The sequence below is a fragment of the Streptomyces griseus genome, from assembly GCF_900460065.1.
GTDB classification, from domain to species: domain Bacteria; phylum Actinomycetota; class Actinomycetes; order Streptomycetales; family Streptomycetaceae; genus Streptomyces; species Streptomyces griseus.
In genome coordinates, this window is sequence record NZ_UAVD01000027.1 from 169,602 (window position 1) to 192,192 (window position 22,591).

The 22,591-nt window shown below is 71.0% G+C and carries 25 protein-coding genes; 12 read left to right on the forward strand and 13 right to left on the reverse strand.

Going from position 1 to position 22,591, the window contains the following annotated elements; translation table 11 throughout:
• Nucleotides 1-40 precede the first annotated feature (40 nt).
• On the reverse strand, nt 41-700 hold the full coding sequence (locus tag DTB53_RS16485) for a GntR family transcriptional regulator (RefSeq protein ID WP_012379543.1): 660 nt from the start codon (nt 698-700) through the stop codon (nt 41-43).
• 474 nt (nt 701-1,174) lie between these two features.
• On the opposite strand from DTB53_RS16485, the gene DTB53_RS16490 reads away from it, so the two are divergent.
• Nucleotides 1,175-2,413: a S1 family peptidase gene (locus DTB53_RS16490; protein WP_012379542.1), complete on the forward strand. Its 1,239-nt coding sequence runs from the start codon at nt 1,175-1,177 to the stop codon at nt 2,411-2,413.
• Between the two features lie 92 nt (nt 2,414-2,505).
• Nucleotides 2,506-3,492, forward strand: coding sequence for a hypothetical protein (locus tag DTB53_RS16495; RefSeq protein ID WP_012379541.1), 987 nt, complete (start codon nt 2,506-2,508; stop codon nt 3,490-3,492).
• Nucleotides 3,493-3,565: 73 nt separating this feature from the next.
• Here the strand turns inward: DTB53_RS16495 and DTB53_RS16500 are convergent, their stop codons facing one another.
• Complete coding sequence (locus tag DTB53_RS16500; protein WP_032773842.1) at nt 3,566-4,231, reverse strand: response regulator transcription factor; 666 nt, start codon at nt 4,229-4,231, stop codon at nt 3,566-3,568.
• Between the two features lie 35 nt (nt 4,232-4,266).
• Nucleotides 4,267-5,439: a sensor histidine kinase gene (locus tag DTB53_RS16505; RefSeq protein WP_236586228.1), complete on the reverse strand. Its 1,173-nt coding sequence runs from the start codon at nt 5,437-5,439 to the stop codon at nt 4,267-4,269.
• A 162-nt stretch (nt 5,440-5,601) separates the two neighbouring features.
• Between DTB53_RS16505 and DTB53_RS16510 the strand changes: the two genes are divergently transcribed.
• The 3 genes from DTB53_RS16510 to DTB53_RS16520 all read left to right on the forward strand — a co-directional run bounded on the left by DTB53_RS16510 (nt 5,602) and on the right by DTB53_RS16520 (nt 8,515).
• Entirely contained in the window at nt 5,602-6,327 is a 726-nt protein-coding gene (locus DTB53_RS16510) for an ABC transporter ATP-binding protein (RefSeq protein ID WP_012379538.1), read from the forward strand.
• Nucleotides 6,327-7,664, forward strand: a complete 1,338-nt coding sequence (locus tag DTB53_RS16515) for an FtsX-like permease family protein (RefSeq protein WP_202549607.1) — start codon at nt 6,327-6,329, stop codon at nt 7,662-7,664. Before DTB53_RS16510 ends, DTB53_RS16515 begins: the two co-directional genes overlap by 1 nt.
• A 95-nt stretch (nt 7,665-7,759) precedes the next feature.
• Nucleotides 7,760-8,515 (forward strand): DUF4097 family beta strand repeat-containing protein, encoded by a 756-nt coding sequence (locus tag DTB53_RS16520; protein ID WP_236586229.1) that lies wholly within the window; start codon nt 7,760-7,762, stop codon nt 8,513-8,515.
• A gap of 163 nt (nt 8,516-8,678) precedes the next feature.
• Here DTB53_RS16520 and DTB53_RS16525 read toward each other — a convergent pair whose 3' ends face one another.
• Nucleotides 8,679-8,888 carry a DUF397 domain-containing protein gene (locus DTB53_RS16525; protein ID WP_012379535.1) on the reverse strand — a complete coding sequence of 70 codons (210 nt, stop codon included), beginning with the start codon at nt 8,886-8,888 and terminating at the stop codon, nt 8,679-8,681.
• Nucleotides 8,885-9,715, reverse strand: a complete 831-nt coding sequence (locus DTB53_RS16530) for a helix-turn-helix domain-containing protein (protein ID WP_003967047.1) — start codon at nt 9,713-9,715, stop codon at nt 8,885-8,887. The genes DTB53_RS16525 and DTB53_RS16530 overlap by 4 nt, the downstream gene beginning before the upstream one ends.
• A gap of 104 nt (nt 9,716-9,819) precedes the next feature.
• Between DTB53_RS16530 and DTB53_RS16535 the strand changes: the two genes are divergently transcribed.
• The 5 genes from DTB53_RS16535 to DTB53_RS16555 all read left to right on the forward strand — a co-directional run bounded on the left by DTB53_RS16535 (nt 9,820) and on the right by DTB53_RS16555 (nt 12,753).
• The gene (locus tag DTB53_RS16535) at nt 9,820-10,080 is read left to right on the forward strand and encodes a hypothetical protein (protein WP_012379534.1); all 261 of its coding nucleotides are present in this window, start codon (nt 9,820-9,822) and stop codon (nt 10,078-10,080) included.
• Complete coding sequence (locus DTB53_RS16540) at nt 10,077-10,487, forward strand: hypothetical protein (RefSeq protein ID WP_012379533.1); 411 nt, start codon at nt 10,077-10,079, stop codon at nt 10,485-10,487. Before DTB53_RS16535 ends, DTB53_RS16540 begins: the two co-directional genes overlap by 4 nt.
• Nucleotides 10,488-10,493: 6 nt before the next feature.
• The gene (locus DTB53_RS16545; protein ID WP_012379532.1) at nt 10,494-10,931 is read left to right on the forward strand and encodes a hypothetical protein; all 438 of its coding nucleotides are present in this window, start codon (nt 10,494-10,496) and stop codon (nt 10,929-10,931) included.
• A 109-nt stretch (nt 10,932-11,040) separates the two neighbouring features.
• Nucleotides 11,041-11,400, forward strand: a complete 360-nt coding sequence (locus tag DTB53_RS16550; RefSeq protein ID WP_003967043.1) for an alpha-amylase inhibitor — start codon at nt 11,041-11,043, stop codon at nt 11,398-11,400.
• 252 nt (nt 11,401-11,652) lie between these two features.
• Nucleotides 11,653-12,753 carry a hypothetical protein gene (locus tag DTB53_RS16555; RefSeq protein ID WP_042496396.1) on the forward strand — a complete coding sequence of 367 codons (1,101 nt, stop codon included), beginning with the start codon at nt 11,653-11,655 and terminating at the stop codon, nt 12,751-12,753.
• Nucleotides 12,754-12,837: 84 nt separating this feature from the next.
• Here DTB53_RS16555 and DTB53_RS16560 read toward each other — a convergent pair whose 3' ends face one another.
• Nucleotides 12,838-13,293, reverse strand: coding sequence for a VOC family protein (locus DTB53_RS16560; RefSeq protein ID WP_012379529.1), 456 nt, complete (start codon nt 13,291-13,293; stop codon nt 12,838-12,840).
• 22 nt (nt 13,294-13,315) lie between these two features.
• On the opposite strand from DTB53_RS16560, the gene DTB53_RS16565 reads away from it, so the two are divergent.
• Nucleotides 13,316-13,999, forward strand: a complete 684-nt coding sequence (locus DTB53_RS16565) for a CGNR zinc finger domain-containing protein (protein WP_236586230.1) — start codon at nt 13,316-13,318, stop codon at nt 13,997-13,999.
• Nucleotides 14,000-14,128: 129 nt separating this feature from the next.
• On the opposite strand, the gene DTB53_RS16570 is transcribed toward DTB53_RS16565, so the two are convergent.
• From DTB53_RS16570 to DTB53_RS16590, 5 genes are all read right to left on the reverse strand, one after another.
• Nucleotides 14,129-14,488 (reverse strand): hypothetical protein, encoded by a 360-nt coding sequence (locus tag DTB53_RS16570; RefSeq protein ID WP_012379527.1) that lies wholly within the window; start codon nt 14,486-14,488, stop codon nt 14,129-14,131.
• Between the two features lie 70 nt (nt 14,489-14,558).
• Complete coding sequence (locus DTB53_RS16575) at nt 14,559-15,071, reverse strand: hypothetical protein (RefSeq protein ID WP_042496394.1); 513 nt, start codon at nt 15,069-15,071, stop codon at nt 14,559-14,561.
• A gap of 19 nt (nt 15,072-15,090) precedes the next feature.
• Nucleotides 15,091-16,737 (reverse strand): FAD-dependent monooxygenase, encoded by a 1,647-nt coding sequence (locus DTB53_RS16580; RefSeq protein WP_012379525.1) that lies wholly within the window; start codon nt 16,735-16,737, stop codon nt 15,091-15,093.
• A 78-nt stretch (nt 16,738-16,815) separates the two neighbouring features.
• Nucleotides 16,816-17,862 carry an EamA family transporter RarD gene (gene rarD / locus DTB53_RS16585; RefSeq protein ID WP_012379524.1) on the reverse strand — a complete coding sequence of 349 codons (1,047 nt, stop codon included), beginning with the start codon at nt 17,860-17,862 and terminating at the stop codon, nt 16,816-16,818.
• A 156-nt stretch (nt 17,863-18,018) separates the two neighbouring features.
• Complete coding sequence (locus DTB53_RS16590) at nt 18,019-18,873, reverse strand: SDR family oxidoreductase (protein WP_003967035.1); 855 nt, start codon at nt 18,871-18,873, stop codon at nt 18,019-18,021.
• A 213-nt stretch (nt 18,874-19,086) separates the two neighbouring features.
• Between DTB53_RS16590 and DTB53_RS16595 the strand changes: the two genes are divergently transcribed.
• The gene (locus tag DTB53_RS16595; RefSeq protein WP_086023599.1) at nt 19,087-19,422 is read left to right on the forward strand and encodes a winged helix-turn-helix transcriptional regulator; all 336 of its coding nucleotides are present in this window, start codon (nt 19,087-19,089) and stop codon (nt 19,420-19,422) included.
• A 57-nt stretch (nt 19,423-19,479) separates the two neighbouring features.
• Here the strand turns inward: DTB53_RS16595 and DTB53_RS16600 are convergent, their stop codons facing one another.
• Both DTB53_RS16600 and DTB53_RS16605 read right to left on the reverse strand, forming a co-directional pair.
• Complete coding sequence (locus DTB53_RS16600) at nt 19,480-20,553, reverse strand: 2-oxoacid:ferredoxin oxidoreductase subunit beta (RefSeq protein ID WP_012379523.1); 1,074 nt, start codon at nt 20,551-20,553, stop codon at nt 19,480-19,482.
• Nucleotides 20,546-22,510, reverse strand: coding sequence for a 2-oxoacid:acceptor oxidoreductase subunit alpha (locus DTB53_RS16605; protein WP_012379522.1), 1,965 nt, complete (start codon nt 22,508-22,510; stop codon nt 20,546-20,548). The genes DTB53_RS16600 and DTB53_RS16605 overlap by 8 nt, the downstream gene beginning before the upstream one ends.
• Nucleotides 22,511-22,591: the final 81 nt, after the last annotated feature.

Below are 22,591 nucleotides of genomic sequence, written 5' to 3' on the forward strand. Positions count from 1 at the left end.
GGCGCGGCCGTCCCGCGGCGGGTCGCGTGGTGGAGGGGGTTCAGGGCGAGGCGTCGAGCAGCGGCAGCAGCGTCTGCCAGTTCGCCCGGGTGGCTGCCACCGCTCCCTCGACGTCCCCGGCCGCGCACAGCGCGATGATCCGGTCGTGCTGGGCGACCGACCCGCGCCCGCCCAACGAGGAGAAGCGCAGCCGCTCCAGTCGACGCAGCACGGGGGTGAACTGATCGAGGACGGTGGCGACGGCCGCGTTGGCGCAGGCGGTCACGGCGACGCCGTGGAAGGCGTCGTCGGCCTCCAGCGCCGCCTCGGCGTCGTTGCGCCGCAAGGCGTCCGCGAAACGGGCGTTCGCCTCGCGCATGGCGTCGAGCTCGACCGCGTCCACCTGCGGAACCGCCTCCCGCACGGCGAGTTCGTGCATGGCGGAGGTGACCGACTGCGCGGCCCGCACGGCACGGACGTCGAGCGGACTGACGATGGTGTAGCGGCCGGGTTTCGTCCGCACCAGCCCCGCCTGCTCCAACCGCGCCAGCGCCTCGCGCACCGGCGTACGGCTGACGCCGAGCCAGGCGACCAGGTCGCCGTCGTTGAGGCGTTCACCCGGCGCGAGGGTGCCGTCGACGATGGCGTCACGGATGGCCCGGTAGGCGCTCTCGCGCAGGAGCGACCGGGAGACGAGGCCTCGGTTCTGCGGAACTGGCATGCAATATATTGCATGCTGCGCCCTGCGGGGCTGTCAAGATCCGGGTCCCACCCGCCTTCCCCGCCGCCGGCCGCGGCCCATCGGGGCCCGGGAGCGGCTCATGGCGCCGAGCATCAGGGATCCCGGCGGCCCGCGGCGCCGTGGATCACGGATCCGGATCCCGGCGCCGTGGATCACGGATCCGGTATCCCGGCCGTGGACGGAATGCCGATTGGCCCGGGCATCGCGGACGCGTGAATTCACGCTTCGGCAGGTGAGAAATGCGAACGCGCGGCTTTTACAGTCCTCTTCGCGTTCTGTTAAAACTTCCCCCCGTCAAGCACCTTGCTGGTGCTGATCCGTTGGGCCAGAGTTCATGTCGCGGCGGGCATCGCTCCCACCGCCCGGCGGAACTCACTCCCGACGAAGCGCGCTGACGCATCGTCGCATTCAACCCCCCTCGAGAGTTCCGCCTGCCATCCGGAAGGAATCAGCGTGCGTCATTCCCGTCATTCCCGCATTTCCAGCAAGTACAGATTCGTCTTCGTGGCGGCCGCGCTCTCGGCCTCCGTCGTCCTCGGAACCCAGGCCACCGCCCAGGCCCGGGACGCCGCTCCCGCCGGGGACTCGTCAGCCCCGCTCTACCAGCCCGAGATGGTCCGGGCGCTCGCCGCGTCGCTCGGTGTGGACGAGAGGACGGCGACCGACCGGCTGGACCGGCAGGACGCCCAGCAGAAGCGGCTCGCCGAGCTGCGCGCGGGCGGACTGGTCGACGACGGCGCGTTCTTCGACGCCTCGGGCGACCTGACCGTCAACGCCGAGAACCGTGCCGACGCGGCCCGGTTCGAGCGGGCCGGGCTCGACGCCCGGCTGCCCGCCCGCGGCGAGAGCACCCTCGACCGGATCAAGGCCCGGCTCGACGCCTCCGCCGCGAAGAGCGCGCCCGCCGGAGTGGTGGCCTGGTCCGTGGACCTCGCCGCCGACCAGGTCGTCGTCAAGGTGAACAGCGACCGCTCGGCCCCCGCCAAGGCGTTCCTCGCCGCGGCGGCGAAGCACGGCTCCGCCGTCAGGATCGTGCGGGGCGAGGAGAAGCTCGCACCCCAGGCCGCGATATACCCCGGCAGCAAGATGACGATCAACAACACCACCGGCTGGTGTTCCGTCGGCTACGGTGCCCGCGACCGGTCCGGCAACCAGTACCTGGTCACCGCCGGCCACTGCGTCGCCAACCTCCCCACCCTGCGCTACGACGGCACCGCCTTCGCCAAGGGCACCAAGACCCGCTACGCACTCGGCACCCGCAGCGTCGACATGGGCATCGCCTCCGTCAACTCCGGCCACTCCATCACCACCAGCGTCGGCACCTGGGGCAACACCAACCCCATCGCCGTGCGGGGCAGCAGCCGGGCGGCCTCCGGCGCCTCGCTCTGCAAGTCCGGCGCCACCACGGGCTGGACCTGCGGCACGGTCGGCTCGTACAACGTCTCGGTCACCTACGTCGACCTCAACGGCGGGCCCGACACCGTCGTCACCGGCCTGGCCACCTCCAGCGTCTGCACGGAGGGCGGCGACAGCGGCGGCGCGTACATCTCCGGCAACCAGGCCCAGGGCATGACCTCCGGCGGTCCCACCAACCAGCGCTGCACCGGAGGGGTCAACTCCCGCGGTTCCTCCTACTTCCAGCCGCTCGACGACACCCTCGCCCACTACGGGCTGACCCTCAACACCAACTGACCCGCGGACAGAAGGGCTGACCAGGGGCCGTCCACCGGGCTAAGGTGGGCGGCCCCCGAGCCGCTGGTGCCCGCGGACCGTTGAGAGACGCCATGCCGCATCCCGTTCCCGAGACCGACAAGCGCACAGCCGCCGAAGCCGAGGCCGAGGCCGACGGCACCGAGGACCCGGCGTCCGCCCGCGAAGGGTTCCGCGAGCCCGAGGCGACCTTCGCGGCCGTGTTCCGCCAGGCCCTGCGCAGACGCGGACTCCCGCTGGAACGCATCCGCGACCACCTGCGCGCCCAGCAGATATCCGTCAGCCTCGCCACCCTCAGCCACTGGCAGCGCGGTCGCAGCCAACCCGAGAAGGCCCAGTCGCTGCGCGCCGTGGACGCCTTGGAACCCCTGCTCGACCTGCCGACCGGCGCTCTGCGCTCGCTGCTCGGACCGCACCGTCCCCGGGGCGGGGCCCGCCCGCCCGACCCGGCCGCGGCCCGGGGAGTCTTCGGCGAGGACTCCGATGTGGAGCAGGCACTCGGTGACGCCTTCGCCCACTTCAACGCCGGTCTGCGCGCGCTCACGGTCCAGGAGACCGTCTGCCTGGACGAGCACCGCGCCATCCGTGAGACCTCGGTGACCACCGTCGTGCAGGCCGTGCGCGACGGCGTCGACCACCTCGGCGTCGTCCACTTCCTCGACTCACCGAAGTCCGGAACGGCCGCCCTCGACGTACCGGGCCGCCCCGCACCCCGCATCCGGTTCCTGGAGGAGATGGGCTGCGTGGCGGCCGACATTCCGCTCGGCCGCCGGCTGGCCCGTACGGAGACGGCGGTGATCGCCTACACCCTCCGCGCGGAGGGCGAGACCTCCTGGCAGCACGAGCGCCGCGTCACCGTCCCCCTGCGCGCGTACCTGCTGCACGTACGCTTCGACCCCCGGGCGGTGCCCGCCCACTGCTGGGGATACCGCCGCGAGCGGATCGGCGCCGACCCCAGCCACCGTCACCGCACGCCCCTGGACGACTTCCACACGACCCACCTCCTGCCGACGCGGTGCGTACCGGGCGTGTACGGGATCGAGTGGTGCTGGCCCGACTGAGCGGCCTGGGGCCGGGAAGTGCTCCCGGCCCTCCGGCTGCTGGGGGAACGAGGGCCTCGGCCATCCCCGTATCTCAGTTGTACGCGAACCAGGTGAGAATGGCCTTGACGCGCCGATTGTCCTCGTCGGGAGGCATGCCGAGCTTCACGAAGACGTTCGCCACATGCTTGCTCACGGCAGCGCCGGAGAGGAACAGCTCGGTCGCGATCTCCGCGTTGGAGCGCCCTTCGGCCATGTGCGCGAGCACTTCCCTCTCGCGAGCGGTGAGCCGGGCGAGCGGACCCTGCGGCGAGTCCGCGCGGGTGGCGTGGCGGACGACTTCGGGGTCGATCACGACGCCGCCCGCGGAGACCGTCTCGACGGCTCGCAGGAAGTCGGCGACCCGGCCCACCTTCTCCTTGAGCAGGTACCCGACGGCTCCGTCGGCACCCGGGCCGCTCAGGAGCTCCCTCACGTAGGGGCCCGTGACGTAGGCGGAGAGGACCAGCACCGGAAGGTCCCGGTGGCGGGAGCGCAGGTCGATCGCGGCACGCAGCCCGTCGTCCGTGTTCTTGGGGGGCATGCGGACATCCGTGATCACCATGTCCGGGGCGTCGCCGGAACGCACCAGCTCGTCGACCACGGCGACCAGCTCGTCGGCGTCCTCGCATTCGCGGATGACATCGTGATCGTGGGAGGTCAGGATCTCCCGGATTCCAGCCCTGATCAGAACGCTGTCATCTGCCAGAACAATTCTCATGAACCCTCCCCGGGAAGACATTCTGTTTCCATTGATCACCATGGGGGTTGGCCGGGGGCGGACGCCGAAACCTGTGTCCCGCCACCCGGTGGGCTGAGAATGTCGAGATTCCCGCCGACACTGCGCATGCGCTCGCGGAGTCCGGCGAGCCCGGAGCCCGCGTCGATCCTCGCACCGCCGACACCGTCGTCCCGCACCCGCACGTGCACGTCGGTCGTGGTGCACCGCAGGTCGACCCGGGCGACTCCCGCATGTGCGTGTTTCGCGATGTTCGTCAGGGCTTCGGACACCGTGAAGTATACGGCGGTCGCCGTCGGTGACGAAAGCTGGGAGTCATCGCCGGTGCTGGTCAGTTCGACCCGCAGAGGCGATCGGGCGGCGAGTTCTCGGACGGCGGCGATGAGGCCGAGGTCGCTCAGTTCACGGGGATGGATGTCGCGCACCGTCTCCCTCAGCCGTTCGAGTGCGCGCTCCGCTTGAGCCTGCGCCTCGCGGGCCAGCCGCACGACGCGTTCCCGGTCGGTGGCTGCGGAGGTGGCCGCGGCTTCCAGCATTCCGAGACGCATGACGACGGCGACGAGTTCCTGTTGGGCGCCGTCATGCAGATCGCGTTCAATGCGCTGCCGCTCGAATTCGAAGGCCGCTGTCAGCGAAGCCCGACTGGTCCGGAGCTCCTCCAGTTTCGCGAGCAGATCCGGGTCCCCGCCTCGGGAGAAGGCGCGCTGGAAAAGGTCCCGAAGAAATGACGTGCCGGTCAGTACGGCCGTGGTGACCGAACCGAGAATTACCCCTGCGGGAACTGCGAGGAAGGTCTGCCCCACGGAATCAGGGGTGAACGGACCGACCTGTGCGGCAATGCCGAGAAGCCAGAAGACGGGGGAGAAGACCAGCACGGCGGCGCCGATGAACCCGAAGAAGGCCACCAGCAGCGACAGCGCGGACAGGAGGGCTGCGGTCACGAGAACCGGGAGGTCGGTGCGCCACAGCGACCGTGAACGCAGCCGGAGGGACACCCACTGGGCCCAGCTGTTGTCGGAGGGCTTCAGCGGCATCGTCTCGGCACCGCACCACCGGCCTCTCGATCGGTCCGTCTCGGCCACCACCGGGGACGCGACCGGGAAAACGAGAAGGGAAATCAGCAGAATCGGAAAAGCTATGGCTGCGATGCATTCCGTCAGCACTCTCCGGGCAATGCGAATCTGCGCCATGCCCGTCATTGTCGCACACCGCGGATCACGTAAAAGGTAGACCCAGGTCTACCTTCAAGCAGTGCAGGCACCCGTGTGGATCGGGCCGTGCCCTGTTTAGCTCGATGCATGCCTATCGCAGCTACCGTTCCCGTGCCCTGTATCCGTTTGCGCGGCCTTCATATGGACTTTCCCGTCCCGGGGCGTCGACGTGAGACGGCTCGGGTCCTGCACGACATCGACCTGGAAATTCCCGAAGGCCGGCTGACCGCCATTGTCGGCCCCTCCGGGTCGGGCAAGTCGACGCTTCTGCTCTGCATCGCCGGTCTGGAGCGGGCGACGGCGGGTTCCATCGAGGTCCTCGGCACGGACGTCATGTCGCTTTCACCGCGCAAACAGGCCGCATTCCGCAGTGAGAACGTCGGATTCATCTTCCAGGAGTACAACCTCGTCAGCTCGCTGACGGTGGAGGACAACATCGCCCTGCCGGCGCGACTCGCCGGCCGTCGGGTGCCCGGGCCGAGGGTCGGCGACGCCATGTCGAGGCTCGGTATCGCCCAGCACGCACGACGCCGCCCCGACCAGCTGTCCGGGGGCGAACGTCAGCGCGTCGCGGTGGCACGGGTCGTCGCGAACCAGCCGCGGATCGTCTTCGCGGACGAGCCGACCGGCGCGCTCGACCTCAAGTCGGGCCAAGTCGTGCTCGATTGGCTGCAAGCACTTCCCGCGCAGGGAACCACGGTCCTCATGGTCACCCACGACCCCCATGCGGCGGCACGTGCCGATCAGGTCGTGGTGCTGGGGTCCGGGCGCGTGCGCACCGTCATTCCCGGTGGCGACTCCCACGCGGTGAGCGATGCCGTTCTCGCGGCGCAGTCGGAGTTCGAGGCCGGGGTGCGGGCGTCGTGATGCGACTCGTCCTCTCGGACATCCGGATGCGGGCGTCCATGTGGTGGTGGACGTTTCTGTGCGCGGTGGTCGGTGCGGCATGCTCGGCCGGCTCGGTCATCGCCATGTTCACCGCCGTCTCGGCGTCGCGGGCGGCGGGTGACGCGCGGATGGTGTCCGCGTCGATCGCACTCGGCGGCAACATCGTCTTCTTCACCGTGCTCGCCGCCGTGGGTGTCGTCGCGTCCACCGTCGGTCTGACCTTGACGTCCCAACGACGCGATCACGCCCTGTGGGCGATCCTCGGCATCCCGCGGGAACGCATCAGGTCCGTCCTGCGCACGGAACTCGTCGTGCTCGGCGTCGCGGCCGGCGCGCTGGCAGTACCGCTGGCCCCTCTCGTCGCCGGCGCCGCCCTCGACCAGTGGACGGCCAAGGGGCTCGACCTCCACGGAGCAACGGCCGGTTTCCAGGTCTGGCACATCGGGGTGAGTGCGCTGTCCGGAGTGGTCCCGTGTCTGCTCGGCGGCTGGGGAGTCACGCGCCGGGCCGCCAGGACACCGGAGATGCGCGCCTTTCGGGACTTCTCCGATCCACCGGCGCGGCCCGGGGTCGCGCGCGGTGTGCTCGCACTCTGCCTCCTCGCCGGGGTGCTCGGCATGTGGATTCCCGGGCTGGGGCTCGAACTCGAAGGCGGGGTCGAGCAGCGGACGGCCTTCGCTTTCGCCGGGGACCTCTTCCTCATCTGCCTGTTGCTGCTGATGGGCCCGTGGGTGATCACACCTCTGATGAGGTTCTGGACCGCGATCGTGCCCCTGCGCGGGGTCGCCTGGCACCTTGCCGTGCAGGCGTGCCGCACCCGTGCTGCGAGAAGCGTCACCACGGTGCTGCCCTTCGCCCTCTCCCTGTCGTTCGTCGGACTCTTCATGGTCATGGCCAACGTCATGCCCGGAAGCACCGCCGCTCTCGACGATGTCCTGGTCGTGCTGGGCTGGGTCTTCGTCGTGTCCTGGGTCGGCGGCCTCGCTGTGATCGCTCTGGTCGGGCGGGAACGCACCCGCGATTCCGCACTGGTGACGGTCGCCGGTGCGCGGCCGGGCGTGGTCGCCCGATCAACGGTCTACGAGGGAGTGATCTACGCGGGGACGGCCGTCGTCTTCGGCGCGATCACCCTCGCCGTGACGAGTGCCACGATCGCCGCGGGCGCCCGGACCAGCGTTGTCCGGGTCCTGGACGGCCTGCCCTGGACGACTCTCGGCCTGCTTGCCGGCGTGACCCTCGGAACCACCTGCCTCGCGCTGGCCCTCCAGGCGGCCCGCGTGTCGCGCACGGTCGCCGCCCGAGCTCTGCGCTCGTGAACCGGGGCGACGCCCCGGCCCCTCGAAGCAACCACCACCAAGAACGGCGTGCGGCACTCGCATGTCCAGAACCGCAAAGGAACGAGAAGATGAGAATGAGGCCCCGTGCTGTGCTCGCCCTCGGGGGCGTCGTGGTCCTCACCGTCGCAGCCGCAGGATGCGGCCCGGAGGTCACCTCGGCGGACACGGCCGCGAAGTCGAAGACGTTTGAGTTCAGCGGTAGGAGCCTGACCGTGAAGTCCGGCTCCGCCGACCTGGACTTCGTGGCCGCCGACGTCCGGGGAATCGAGGTGACGCGGCAGGTCAGCGGTACGAAGGTCGGCGGTGAAGTGGAAGCCGGATGGAAGCTCGAAGGGGACGTTCTCGCGCTCGCGGTGGACTGCACGGGTATCTCCGTCAACTGCGGTGCGAAGTACACCGTCAAGCTGCCGCGCGACGTCGCGCTCACGGTCGAGAACGCGAAGGGCCTGGTCGAGGCCACGGGCTTCACCGCGGACTTCTCGGCCAAGGCCGACGACATACGGGTGTCGGACCTCAGCGGACCCCGACTGGACCTCGAAGGCCGAGACGGAACCATCGAAGGCGAAAGGATCTCCGCGGGGGCGGTCACCGTCGCCGCGCGCAACGGTGACAGCGAGTTGGACTTCGCCTCAGCACCCGACCTCATCGATGTGCGAAGCCAGGACGGCGACGTTCGGCTTGGCCTGCCGGAGGCGACGTACGCGGTCGACACGGCAGCCAAGAAGGGCGACATCACGGTGGAGGTGACGAAAGACGACACAAGTGACCGTGCCGTGAGGACCCGCACCCGCAACGGGGACATCGTCATCGGCAGGAGCGAGACGCGGTGACGCGGTGAGGCGGTGAGTCCGTGACGGCTCTACCGGATGGGACGTCAACCGCGATCATGCGGCACGGTCCGTCGGGTCTGCAGGCGGTCCGTGCCGGTCCGTGGACGCCGAAGCCCCACCGTGGTCGCGCGGTGGGGCTGTTGTTCGGCCGACTCGGGTGGTTTCAGGCGGTGCCGAGGTCTCCGGCTCGTACGCCTGCCAGGAAGGCCGTGAACGCGGTCGCGGCGATGGTCAGGGTCGGGCCGCCGGCGTTCTTGGAGTCGCGGACGGGGACGGTGCCGTGTGCGGTGGCGAGGTTGGTGGCGACCTCGACGCAGGCGCCGCCGTTCTCGCTGTAGGAGGACTTGAACCAACGGAGAGATTCGGTCGTCACGGGGTGCCCCTTCGTAACTGCTCGATCATGACCACGGATGCCGCCTGGGAGAGCGCTTCTGCCTGCAACTGATGGTAGGCCGTCAACAGCGGTACTACGGAGGCACTGTCCCGTTCCAGCTGGCCTCGCTGGGCTGACTCCGCGTACGAGATGAGCGAGCGGTTCTGCATGGTCAGGACGTACAGCGGCAGGCTCAGGGGGCGACGATCACCCATGTCGAAAGGGGCGACCTGGAGCACGGTGTTCGGTAGTGCCGCGAAGTCGACCAACCGTTTCCACTGCCCGTCCATGGTGGCAGTTTCTCCCACGGGACGCCTGAGGCAGCTCTCGTCGAGGACGACGAAGACCAGTGGTGGTGGTGTGCGGATCAGCGCAGCCTGGCGCTCCTTGACGAGCGAGATCCGCTCCTCGCCCTGTTCTGGGGTGATGGCGCCTCGCTCGACCGCGCGTGCCGTGAGTGCGGATGCGTACTCCGGTGTCTGGAGGATGCCTGGAATGACACCGACCTCGTACAGCCTGATCTCCGACGCGCGCTCCTCATGCTTGACGTACTCCGGGAATCCCTCCAACAGTGCCGTGTATCTGGCCGCCCGGCTCTGACGCTGCAACCGATCGCCCGTGCCCAGCGCTCTGTCAGCACTTGCCGCGAAAGCGTCAGTTGGAGATCGTCGACCAGTTTCCACAGCAGAGATATGCGCACCCGAGCACCTGATGCGGTCGCCGAGTTCGTCCTGCGTCCACCCACGCTCGTCTCGCAAGCTGCGGAGAAGCGCGCCGAACGCGGCGCTCGCCGACCGCTCGGGATCCAGTTCCTTACGGTTCACCATGCGAAACCTAACTTGCTTGTCATTTTGCGTAAGTTGAAGACATCTCGACCGTAGGTCACGCTGAATCGCCCCGGTAGTCAAACGACTACAGAGAGGAGCGATCGGTGTACGGCGAGAACGTCTGCCCGAATGCGCAGGAACCCCCCGACCCCCCACCCCTCGGCACGCTCATGGTGGACACCGCTCGCGGTGACCGCGTGGGCGAGTTCCGTGGGGTCGCCGGCCCCTACTGGTCCCTGCGGCCCGTGGGTGGCGGGGCCGAGTGGGAGGCCGAGCCGCGCCGGGTCCGGCCCGCGCTCCTCATAGAGCAGCTTCGGGCCAGGACCGCACGGCTCAACGCCCGCAGCCGGGGTGAGGTGCTGTGAACGCCCGGTGCCCGCAGCCCACTTGGTACGTCGCCGAGAGTCGCGGCGGCGACGCGGCGCGGTCCGTCCGGCTGGGCGGTGTTCTCGCGCCGACGCGGCGGCTGGCCCTCCGCTGGCTGCTGCGGCAGGCCCGGCGCTTCGCGGACGCGCTCGACCCGGACCCGTACGCCCCCTGGGTCCCGGCCCGTGCGCTGTACCCGGTCCCCGCGGGCGGCCGGCGCGACGCACCTGCCGAACTCCGTTCCTGGGCCGACAGTTTTCGTGAGCACGACTACGCGCTGGGGCGTCTCGCGGACGGGCTGCCGTACGAGTTCGTCGCCCGGGACGCCACGTCCTGGTACGGGCTCGTCATGCGCCCCCTGGCCGTCGCCGCCCGTACCCCTCCTCCCTCTCTCCGGCAAGGATGAGCGCCCATGTTGCAGTGCACCGCCTTCACCGAACTCCCCGAGATGGGTGCGCGCGTCGCGCTCATGGGCCTGCCGGGAGGACCCGGCGCGGCATCGGAAGCGCCCGACCTGGACGAGTTCCTGCTCTGTGAACTCGGGGAGCACGACGAGACGATCGAGCACGCGGCCCAGCTCTGGTCCGCCTCGGCCCGGGCCGGGCGGGATCTGTGGATGTTCTGGTCCGAAGGCGGTGGGTGCCGGAAGTTCCGCTTCACGGAACTGCTGCCCTGCCCGGCCGTCATCCACCGGCTGTCCGTCAGGGACGGGGAGGCCTGCGTGCTGTACGACCGGCATCCGGCCGCGCACTCGTGGGACGTGCGGGATCCGCTCGTCGACCTGATGGCGGAGCGGATCCGGGAGGACGTACGGCGGGACCGGGACGCGGGCGGCGGGAGGGGGTTCTGAGGCGGACGCCGGGACGCCTTCGAAGTTTCCTATCCAGCGTTGAGCAGGCCGTTCGCCTCGGAAGAGAGTGGCGAGAAGTCGATGGTCCTTCAACAGATGGGATGAGAGCGTGCGTAAATTCGCTTCAGGCATCGCCGCGGCGGCCCTGGCAGGTTCGGCCGTGCTGGGCGTCGGCCAGGCCCACGCCGCCCCCGCGCCGGCCACGTCCGCACGTGCCGCCACCGCGTCGGAGGCCGCCTCCGTGCCGAGCTGTGTCGAGGCGGCGTCCGCGGTCATCTTCTACCGGTTCGTGACCGTCTGGATGACCAACAACTGCACGACCACGCAGCGGGTCAAGCCGACGTGGAACCTCGAAATGGTTCCGGCGCCCGACTGCTACGAACTCCAGCCCGGCCAGAAGGCGGAGTTCTCGCGCGACAAGCCGATCATGGGCACCAACTGGAAGTTCCAGCGCCTGGTCGCCTGCTGATCGCCTCCGCGGCCGGTCCGATCCCCCGGTCCTGAGCGGTCACCCGGTTCCGGCGGTTCCCGGCCCGTCCCCCTACGGGCCGGGGACCGCTTTCCCCTGGTGCGCGCACCACCCTTCGGGCGCGCCGAATTCTGCCGATCGGCAGATGTGCGGGGGGCGCCCCGCGCGGCAGCCTTGATCCACGACGACAGGCATCGGGTACCGCTCCGTGAGGCGCGGCGGATGCGAGCGGCGAGTCAGAGGAAGTCGGTCATGCCGAACACAGCCACCGAAACGCGTACCGGGGAGCCCTCCCCGGATGCCGGGCCCCGCCGACGCTGGTGGTCCGGCTGGCCGGACTGGTCCGTCCGCCTGGCGGTCGTGTGGTCGGCGCTCTACGGGGCGGCGGCGCTGTACTGGGCGCTCGGCGGGGACGGTTACCCCTTCGAGCGGGTCCACGAGGACCGGTCCTCCGGATCGATTCTGGAGCCGAGCCGGGCCGAGGCCGTCGCCCCGGTGCTGGCCCTGTTCTGCGCCCTCGGGGTGGTCGCCGGTGTCCTGATGGTGAGGAGGCGTGTCACCGGTCGGCTCCGCAAGGCCGTCCTCGCCTACGGATGGGTGGCCGGGACCGTTCTGACCCTGCTGATCCCCGACTACTCGCTGCTCGGTCTGCTGGCGTTCTCCCCGGCGCTGATCGTGTTCGTCTTCACCGGGGTGCCCGGCCCGCAGGACCTGGGCGACATCATGTACTGGCACCGCGGCAACCTGATGATCGTCTTCGTCGGCGGGCTGCTGTGGGTCGCCGCGACGCTCGCGTACCAGCGGCGGACCAACGGTCAGTGCGTGTACTGCGGTCGGGCCCCGCACGCGCCCGGCCGCTGGACCGATCCCGTCAGGCTGCGCACCTGGGGGCGGCGGGCGGTGTGGCTGGCCGTGCTCTCGACCCTCCCGTACGACATCACCCGCATCGCCTGGTACTTCGGCTGGCCGCTCGGCATCACCGACGCGTTCCTGAAGGAGATGCAGGACACGCCGAACATGCTGGAGATCGGGCTCGCCCTGGGAGTGGTGTCGACCCTGGGCAGCCTGCTGATGCACGGGCTGATCGCCAGGTGGGGCGAGGTGTGGCCGCGCTGGGTGTGGTGGAAGAAGGGGCGCACGATCCACCCGGCGACCGCCGTCGTGCCGGCCGGATTCGTCGCGATCGTGCTCATCCCGGGCGGGCTGATGGCGGTGCGCGGGTTCGAGCCGGCCTCGTGGGGGGAGACCGGTCCCGCGATCCTGTGGGCGGTCTGGGGTGTCGCCCTGGGCGCCGCCACCTACCTGTACTACCTGCGCCGCCGGGGCGTCTGCCGCAGTTGCGGGCAGGGGTGACGGGCCGTCGGCACACCCTGCCCCCCCCTCGCGCGTCGGGTTGTCGGCACACCGCCGCCCCCGCGCGCGCGTCGGCGTCGCGTGTCAGCTGAGGCAGAACTCGTTGTCCTCGGGATCCGCCATGAGGACCCAGCTCCCGCCCTGCTGGTCGACCGTGCGCACCGACCGTGCCCCCAGCCCCACCAGCCGTGCCTCTTCCGCGTCGCGCTGTCCCGGCGCGGAGTGCACGTCGATGTGGAGGCGGTTCTTCACCGTCTTCGGCTCCGGTACCCGCTGGAACAGCAGCCGCCGCCCCTGTCCCGTACCGCTGACCTCGTCGTACGGGTCGTCCGGATGCCGGGCCGCCGCGAGGTCGAGCCAGGCGCGGCGGCCGTGGGCGTGGGTCGTGATGGCCTCCGGTACGGCTCCGGCCGCGAGCAACTGCTCGACCAGCGGGCTGTTGTCCTCGACGAGATAGCCCAGGGCGGCGGCCCAGAATCCGGCCTGTGCGTGCGGGTCGGCGCAGTCGATCACGAGCTTCCAGGACAAGGTCGATGTCATGGAAACCGTTTATAGTGGTTACATGAGTGAAAAGGCAACGGACACGCCGGACCGGTCCGATCGACCGGAGCAGCGGGTCCCTGCCGGGCTGTTGCTGCGGCATCCGGACGGCAGCTCGTTCCGGTTCGATCCGGGGGCGCTGTGTCTGGAGCTCCTGCCGACCGGAGGGCCGGGCGCTCTGGCGTACTTCGAGGTGCTGCACGAGCCGGCCGACCTGGTGAGGTGGGCGGGGGAGAGCCGGCTGCCGGACGGGCTCGGACCGGGCGGCGGGCCCGGCTCGGGGCAGGGCTCCGCGCTCGTCGTGAGCGCGGGGGAGGTGGCGGACGCGCGTCTTCTGCGCGATGCGCTGTGGCGACTGGCGGAGGACCACGTGGCGGGGAATCCGCCCGGCCCCGACGACCTCGCCACCCTCAACGAAGCCGCGGCACGGCCACCCCTGACGGCCCGGCTGACCCCGGGAAGGGACCGGGAGTGGGCCCCCGGGGGCACCGGGGCCGCGCTGCTGTCCACCGTCGCCCGCGACGCGGTCGACCTGTTCACCGGGGCGTACGCCCACCGGATCCGCACGTGCGGAGCGCACGGCTGCCGGCTGCTGTTCGTCGACACCTCGCGCCCCGGCCGGCGCCGCTGGTGCTCGATGGAGCGCTGCGGCAACCGCCACAAGGTCCGGGCCCACCGCGCCCGGCGCACCGCCGCCGACGCGTGACGACGGCTCCGGTCCTTCCGGGGCGGGTCAGCGGAGACGGGGAGCGGGGGAGAGGGCGGGGACTCGGCGGCAAAGTCAGGGCGGGCCCTTACCGGGGCGGAGCTCCGGCAGGGCGCCGACGGCGTGTGCTCAGTGGTCGGAGTAGCTGAAGTCGCCCATGGTCCAGGCGCTGACGTCGTCGATCGCCACCCGGTACATCCCGCCCGTCTCCGGGATCCCCACCGTGCCCTGCAGAATCCGCGCCACATGGAAGTGCAGATGCGTGGGCGCCCTGCCCGCGGGGGTCGGTGCGGTGAAGGCGGCGGAGAACGCGCCCAGGCTGACCGAGTCGGCCAGGACCTCCGACACCCGCTGCCTCCAGACCGCTTCGGGGGCCAGCCGTCCCGTGATGACGGCGCCACCCGCCACCACGGTCAACGTCATCTGATTGCTGTGCCCGGACTCCACCAGAGCAGCGATATCGACGAGCAGTTCGTCAGGCTTCGACATGGGGCCAACTCTATGCACCGCCGTCCGGCCGGATCGAGGGGTCGCCGCGACCGGCTTCGACGACACCGGATCAGCGCACCCGGGCCTCGCGCGGGGGCGGCACCGCGCAGACCGGACAGGTGTGCCGGTCGATCGCGTCCAGCAGGCGGGTGGCCGCCGCCCGTACGGTCCGTGCCGGGGAGGGGCCCCCGGCCCCGGGCGCGTCGGGTGGGCCGGGTGCGGCGCCCAGCCGGGCGGCCGTGGCGCGGCCCGCCGCCACCGCGTCGTGCGCGGCGCGGGTCCACGCCGGGTGCTCGGGATTCCCGGCCGCCAGGATCGTGGCGAGCAGGTCCAGGACGCCCGCCCTGTCCCTGACCGTGTCCGTCACCGCCAGCTCCCAGAGGAACGGCACCGTCGCCGCCGTCGAGTCGAAGACGGGCGGGGTGCCGATCCAGCGCTCCAGATCGCTCAGCGCCTCGTCCGAGGTCGGCGCGTCCCCCCAGGCGATCCGCGACAGCACACCGGGAACCTGGGAGGCGGAGCCGTACGCGTGCTGCAACTCGTGCCACCGCACGTTCCTCATGGCCCGCAGGACAGTCCCCATCCGGGCACTCAATCAGCCTTTACCGCACGGCGTCCACCGTGCCGGAGGGCCGTTCCGCGGACCGGCCCGCTCCGTGGAGCCGGCGCAGGTACTCACCCACGGACCGGGCGTCGTCCGCCGGGGCGACGAGGCCCACGTGGTGGTCGGGGCGGACGACCACGACGGTGCCCGTGCCCGCGCGGATGGAGGCCTCCGTTCCGTAGGCGGCGGCCACGTGGCCCGCGTCGTCGGCCACCGATCCCGGCTCCGCCCCGGCCCGGTCCTCGTGCGCCGCGTACACCCGGCAGGTCCGGACCCCGGCGTCGCCGTACGCGTCCGCCGCCCCGCGCAGGGCCGCCGAGCTCCCGGCGCCGAAGCCGAGGACCGTGGTGCGGGGGCCCGCGAGGACGCGGTGCAGCCGGGTCGGCGCCCCGGTCACGGCGTCGGCGCAGGGGGCGTCCGGGGCGCGGTCCCCGGCGGCCGATTCCGTGGGCGCGTCGGTGTGGTGGGCGGCCAGGGAGCTCCAGCGGTAGCCGACGCCCAGGCCGGTGGTGTCGGAGGTGATCGCCGCTTCCAGGCCGCCGCCGGGCCGGCGGATCGCCTCCAGGGTGGCGCGCAGCCGCTCCGACGCCAGGTCCAGGGTCCGGGCGGCCACCGGAAGGCGCTCCTCCTCATAGGTGTCCAGCAGCCGCGCGTCCGCGTGGCCGGCGAGCACCAGCCCCAGCTTCCAGCCCAGATTGAACGCGTCCTGGATGCCGGTGTTCATCCCGAGGCCGCCCGCGATGGCGTGCACATGGGCCGCGTCGCCCGCGAGGAGGACCCGCCCCACGCGGAACCGGTCCGCCATCCGTACGTTGACGCGGTACGTCGACAGCAGCTCCGCCCGCGTCAGGGACCGGCCGGGCAGGGCGGTGTGGCGGGCCAGCAGCCGCCGGAACCCGTCGGCGGTGGGCGCGAGCGGCCGTCCCCGACCGTCCCGCTCCGGCCCGGCCTGGAACCACCAGCCCGTCCGCGTGCCGGGGATCGGGCAGAGCATCACCGCGCCGTCCTCGTCGAACCACTGGTGCCAGCGGGTGCGGTCCAGGGAGCCCTCGGCCAGGTCGACATCGCCGCAGACCATCACCTGGTCCTCGTCGGTGGCCCCCACGAACCCGATCCCGAGCAGCTTCCGCACGGAGCTGTGGGCGCCGTCGCACCCGACGACGTACCGGGCCCGCCCGGCCGACCCGTCGGCGTACGTGACGTCGACCCGGCCCCCGTCGTCCCCGCCCGTCCCCTGCGCCAGCCCCACGACCTCCCGGCCCGGCTCGACGCGGACGCCGTACCCGGCCAGCCGGTCGCGGAGGATCTCCTCCAGCCGCCACTGGGCGATCAGCCAACCCCGGTCGTAGGGCGCGTCCGGGGACGGCGCGGAGTCCGCCCACGGATCGGCCTCCGCGACCGGGAGGCGGTCGCGGTACTTGAGCATCGGCAGCGGGGCCGAACCGGCGGCGAGCACCTCCTCGGCCACCCCCAGATCGTCCAGGATCTCCAGCGAACGCGGGTTGGGGCCCTTGGCGCGCGAGGTGCGCGGCGGGGCGGGGGACCGGTCCACGATCCGTACGGCCGTGCCGCGCCGGGCCAGATCGCAGGCCAGCACCAGCCCGGTGGGTCCCGCTCCCACGATGAGTACGTCGGTCATGCCCATGCCTCTCCTTCGGTCCCGCTCCCGCTCCGTCAGGAACCAGAGAAACGTAACCGAGTTAAAAAAGCAACTGGGTAATCTTTACTGCGCGGGGCTGCTCCGCGGGGTGGGCGTGGAGTCCGCAGCCGGGGCCGCGGAATCCGGGGCCGATGCGGCGGGAGCCTGTGCCGGAGCCCCGGGGTCCGGGGGCATGGCCGCGGGTGCGGCCGCCGCCGTCGCCAGCAGTCTCAGGGCGAGCGCCCGGTTGCGCCGGGCGGTCCGCAGCGCGTCCCAGGTCAGCAGCGACAGGGCCAGCCAGACCAGGGCGAAACCGGCCCACCGCTCGGGCGGCATCGACTCGTCGAAGTACAGGACGCCCAGCCCGAACTGGAAGACCGGGGCCAGATACTGGAGCAGCCCCAGCGTGGAGAGCGGAACCCGGACGGCCGCCGCGCCGAAGCAGATCAGCGGCACCGCCGTGACGATGCCCGTCGCGGCGAGCAGGAACCCGTGCCCCGCGCCCCCGGCCGTGAACGTCGACCCGCCGGTGGCGGCGAGCCAGAGCAGGAAGCCGAGCGCGGGCACGAAGAGCACGGCGGTCTCGGCGGCCAGCGACTCCAGGCCGCCCATGCCGACCTTCTTCTTCACCAGGCCGTAGGTGGCGAAGGAGAACGCCAGCACCAGCGAGATCCACGGCGGCTTGCCGTAGCCGATCGCCAGGACGAGGACGGCGACCAGCCCCGTGGCGACCGCTGCCCACTGGACCGGCCGCAGCCGCTCGCCCAGCAGCAGGACGCCCATGGCGATGGTGACCAGCGGATTGATGAAGTAGCCGAGCGAGGCCTCGACGACGTGCCCGTTGTTCACGGCCCAGATGTACAGACCCCAGTTGACCGAGATCGTCGCCGCCGCCACCGATATCAGCCCCAGCTTGCGCCGGTCGCGGACCAGTTCGCCGATCCAGGCCCAGCGGCGCACGACGAGCAGGGCGACGGCGACGACGCCGAGCGACCAGACCATCCGGTGCGCGAGGATCTCGACCGCCCCGGACGGTTTGAGCAGCGGCCAGAACAGCGGGACCAGACCCCACATCCCGTACGCGCCGATTCCGTACAGCAGGCCTGCCCGCTGTTCGTTCTTCCCCTCCACGTGCCCTCCCGGCCCGCCCGCGCCGGCGGATCCGCCGACGGCACGACGGTAGCGCCGGAAGGGCTTCGTGTCATAGCCGTCTCACGGAAACACTCATGACACGGCGGAGCGCGACCGGTGGCGTGACGGGCGACGCCGGCAGTTTGACGACAGGCCCTAGGCCAGGGCGGCGCGCACGGTCTCGGCGAGGGGCGTCGTCGGGCGGCCGATGAGCCGGGCGAGGTCACCGCTCGTCCCCGCGAGCCGCCCCCGTCCGATCGCCTCGTCCACGTCGACGAGGATCGCGGCGAAGCCCTCGGGCACCCCGGCGCCGACCAGGGCCTCCTGGTGCGCGGCGGCCGGGACGTTCCTGTACGCGATCTCCTCGCCGGTCAGCTCGGACAGCAGCGCCGCGTACTCCGCGAGCGACCAGGCGGTGTCGCCGCTCAGCTCGTAGGCCGTGTTCAGGTGGCCGTCACCGGTCAGCACGGCGACCGCCGCGGCGGCGTAGTCGGCCCGGGAGGCGGAGGCGATGCGGCCCTCGCCCGCGTTGGCGAGCACCGCGCGGTGCTCCAGGACCGGGGCCAGGTTGGCGGTGTAGTTCTCGGTGTACCAGCCGTTGCGCAGGAACGTGTACGGCAGCCCGGAGTCCAGGATCAGCCGCTCGGTGGCCCGGTGCTCGTCGGCCAGCGTGAAGTCCGCGTCCGGCCCGCCGAGGATGCCCGTGTACGCGAGCCGGGCCACACCCGCCGCCTTCGCCGCGTCGATCACCGCGGTGTGCTGCGCCACCCGCCTGCCCACCTCGCTGCCGGAGATCAGCAGCACCCGGTCACCGGACCGGAAGGCCCCGGCGAGGGACTCGGGGCGGTCGTAGTCCGCGATGCGCAGCTCCACGCCCCGGGCGGCGAGCGCGGCGGCCTTCTCCTTGTCGCGCACGACCGCGACGACCTCGCCGGCCGGGACCTCGGCCAGCAGGGCGTCGACGACGAGGCGGCCGAGGGCGCCAGTGGCTCCGGTGACAACGATGCTCATGAGGGTCTCCGATGTGGTGGTTCGATGGTGCGGTTTCGGTGGTTCGGTCCGCTTCTGTGCTTCGGTGACGACCCTACGGGTAGCGCTAACTATGGGAAAGTACCCACTTTGAAGTAAGGTACTGGTATGGCAGAAAGCACCAAGTCTCCCCGTCCCGGTGAAGGCTCGGGCGAGGCCCTGTCCGCTCTCCTGGCCTGGGACGTGAACCAGCCCATGTGCCCGTCCCGGCTGATCCTCGAACACGTGACGAGCCGCTGGGGCGTTCTCGTGCTGGCGGCGCTGCTGGAGCGCTCGTACCGCTTCAGCGAACTGCGCCGCGCGGTGGGCGGGGTCAGCGAGAAGATGCTGGCCCAGACCCTCCGCACGCTGGAGCGCGACGGCTTCGTCGACCGGGACGCGAAGCCGGTGATCCCGCCGCGGGTGGACTACTCGCTCACCCCGCTCGGCATCGAGGCCGCCGAACAGGTCTGGGCGCTCGCCCGCTGGACCGAGCGCCGGGTGGACGCGGTGCGGGCGGCCCGCGAGGCATACGACGGGGCCCGGGCCTGACCCCGTGAGGGATCGGGCCCGGGCCCCGGGCGGTGCGCGTACGGCCCTCGTCCGGCCTCAGCCGACGACGGTCCAGGTGTCGTTGCCCGCGAGGAGCGAGGCGAGGTCGCCCTTGCCGTTCCGTTCGACGGCGGCGTCGAGCTGGTCCGACATCAGCGTGTCGTAGACGGGCCGCTCGACGCTGCGCAGCACCCCGATCGGGGTGTGGTGCAGGGTGTCCGCGTCGGCGATCCGGGACAGCGCGAACGCCGTCGTCGGCGATTTCGCGTGGGCGTCGTGGACGAGGACCTGCGAGCGGTTCTCCTCCGTGACGGCCACGACCTTCAGATCGCCGGTGGCCGGGTCGCGCACGACGCCCTTGGGCTCCTGGGAGCCGAAGAGGATCGGCTGACCGTGTTCGAGGCGGATGACGGCCTCGGCGGCCTGCTCCTTGTCCTTGAGGACCTCGAAGGCGCCGTCGTTGAAGATGTTGCAGTTCTGGTAGATCTCCACCAGTGCCGTGCCGGAGTGCTCCGCGGCGGCACGCAGCACGCTGGTGAGGTGCTTGCGGTCGGAGTCGACCGTGCGCGCCACGAACGTCGCCTCCGCGCCGATGGCGAGCGACACCGGGTTGAAGGGGGCGTCGAGCGACCCCATCGGCGTCGATTTGGTGATCTTGCCCAGCTCGGAGGTGGGGCTGTACTGGCCCTTCGTCAGCCCGTAGATCCGGTTGTTGAAGAGGAGGATCTTGAGGTTGACGTTGCGGCGCAGGGCGTGGATGAGGTGGTTGCCGCCGATGGAGAGGGCGTCGCCGTCGCCCGTGACGACCCAGACCGAGAGGTCGCGCCGCGAGGTGGCGAGCCCGGTCGCGATGGACGGGGCGCGACCGTGGATGGAGTGCATCCCGTACGTGTTCATGTAGTACGGGAAACGGGACGAGCAACCGATGCCGGAGACGAAGGTGATGTTCTCCTTCGCGAGGCCCAGCTCGGGCATGAACCCCTGGACGGCGGCCAGGACGGCGTAGTCGCCGCAGCCGGGGCACCAGCGGACCTCCTGGTCGGACTTGAAGTCCTTCATGGACTGCTTCGCCTCGGCCTTGGGGACCAGCTGCAGCAGGTCGTTGTGGTGCAGTTCCTCGGTGTCAGGCATCGATGGCCTCCTTGAGGGCCGTGGCGAGCTGCTCGGCCTTGAACGGCATTCCGTTGACCTGGTTGTAGCTGTGCGCGTCCACCAGGTACTTCGCCCTGAGCAGCAGGGCGAGCTGGCCGAGGTTCATCTCGGGGACGACGACCTTGTCGTAGCGCTTCAGCACCTCGCCGAGATTCTTCGGGAAGGGGTTGAGATGGCGCAGGTGGGCCTGGGCGATGGGCGCCCCCGCGGCCCGCAGCCGGCGCACCGCCGCGGTGATCGGCCCGTACGTCGATCCCCAGCCGAGCACCAGGGTGCGGGCCTCGGCGGGGTCGTCGACCTCCAGGTCGGGGACCTCGATGCCGTCGATCTTGGCCTGGCGGGTGCGGACCATGAAGTCGTGGTTGGCCGGGTCGTAGGAGATGTTGCCCGTGCCGTCCTGCTTCTCGATCCCGCCGATGCGGTGCTCCAGGCCGGCCGTACCGGGGACCGCCCACGGGCGGGCCAGCGTCTGCGGATCGCGCTTGTAGGGCCAGAAGACCTCCGTGCCGTCCGCCAGCGTGTGGTTCGGGCCGGTGGCGAAGGGGGTCTTCAGATCGGGCAGGGTCGACGTCTCCGGGATCCGCCACGGCTCGGAGCCGTTGGCGAGATAGCCGTCGGAGAGGAGGAAGACCGGGGTGCGGTACGTCAGGGCGATCCGGGCCGCCTCGATCGCGGCGTCGAAGCAGTCGGCCGGAGTCCGCGGGGCCACGATCGGAACCGGGGCCTCACCGTTCCTGCCGTACATCGCCTGGAGCAGGTCGGCCTGCTCGGTCTTGGTCGGCAGCCCGGTCGACGGTCCGCCCCGCTGGATGTCGATGATCAGCAGCGGCAGCTCCAGGGAGACCGCGAGACCGATCGTCTCCGACTTCAGCGCCACTCCCGGGCCGGAGGTCGTCGTGATGCCCAGCGCCCCGCCGAACGCCGCGCCCAGCGCCGCGCCGATCCCGGCGATCTCGTCCTCCGCCTGGAACGTCCGCACGCCGAAGTTCTTGTGCCGCGACAGCTCGTGCAGGATGTCCGACGCCGGGGTGATCGGATACGACCCCAGATACAACGGCAGCTCCGCCAGCTGCCCGGCCGCGATCAGCCCGTAGGACAGGGCGAGGTTCCCCGAGATGTTGCGGTAGGTGCCGGTGGGGAAGGCCTGCGAGGCCGGGGCGACCTCGTAGGAGACCGCGAAGTCCTCCGTCGTCTCGCCGAAATTCCACCCGGCCCGGAAGGCCGCCACGTTCGCCTCGGCGATCTGCGGCTTCTTCGCGAACTTCTGCCGAAGGAAGGCCTCCGTGCTCTCCGTCGGCCGGTGGTACATCCACGACAGCAGACCCAGCGCGAACATGTTCTTCGACCGCTCGGCCTCCTTGCGGGGCAGCCCGAACTCCTTCAACGCCTCCAGCGTCAGCGTCGTCAACGGCACCGCGTGGACGTTGTAGGCCTCCAGCGAACCGTCCTCCAGGGGACTGGTCGCGTACCCCACCTTGGCCATCGGCCGCTTCGTGAACTCGTCGGTGTTCACGATGATCTCCGCGCCGCGCGGAACGTCGTCGATGTTCGCCTTCAGGGCGGCCGGGTTCATCGCGACCAGGACGTTGGGGGCGTCGCCCGGAGTCAGAATGTCATGATCGGCAAAGTGCAGCTGGAAGGAGGAGACACCCGGCAGGGTGCCCGCGGGGGCGCGGATCTCGGCCGGGAAGTTCGGCAGAGTGGAGAGATCGTTGCCGAAGGAAGCGGTCTCCGAGGTGAACCGGTCACCCGTGAGCTGCATCCCGTCACCCGAGTCGCCCGCGAAACGGATGATCACCCGGTCCAGGCGACGGATCTCCTTGCCGTCGCTGCCCGTGGTTCCCGTCGTACCTGACAGGGGGGCTCGCTGACCCCCGAGAACGGCGTCGTTGGCCTCTTCGGCCTGCTCTGCCGCGCTACTGACCTGGCTCGTCACTGAACTGGACCTCCCATGGGCGGCGGTTCGGAACCGTCCGGCCGGCCGGCGATCCCAGAGGCCACCCTACGTCCGCGTAGG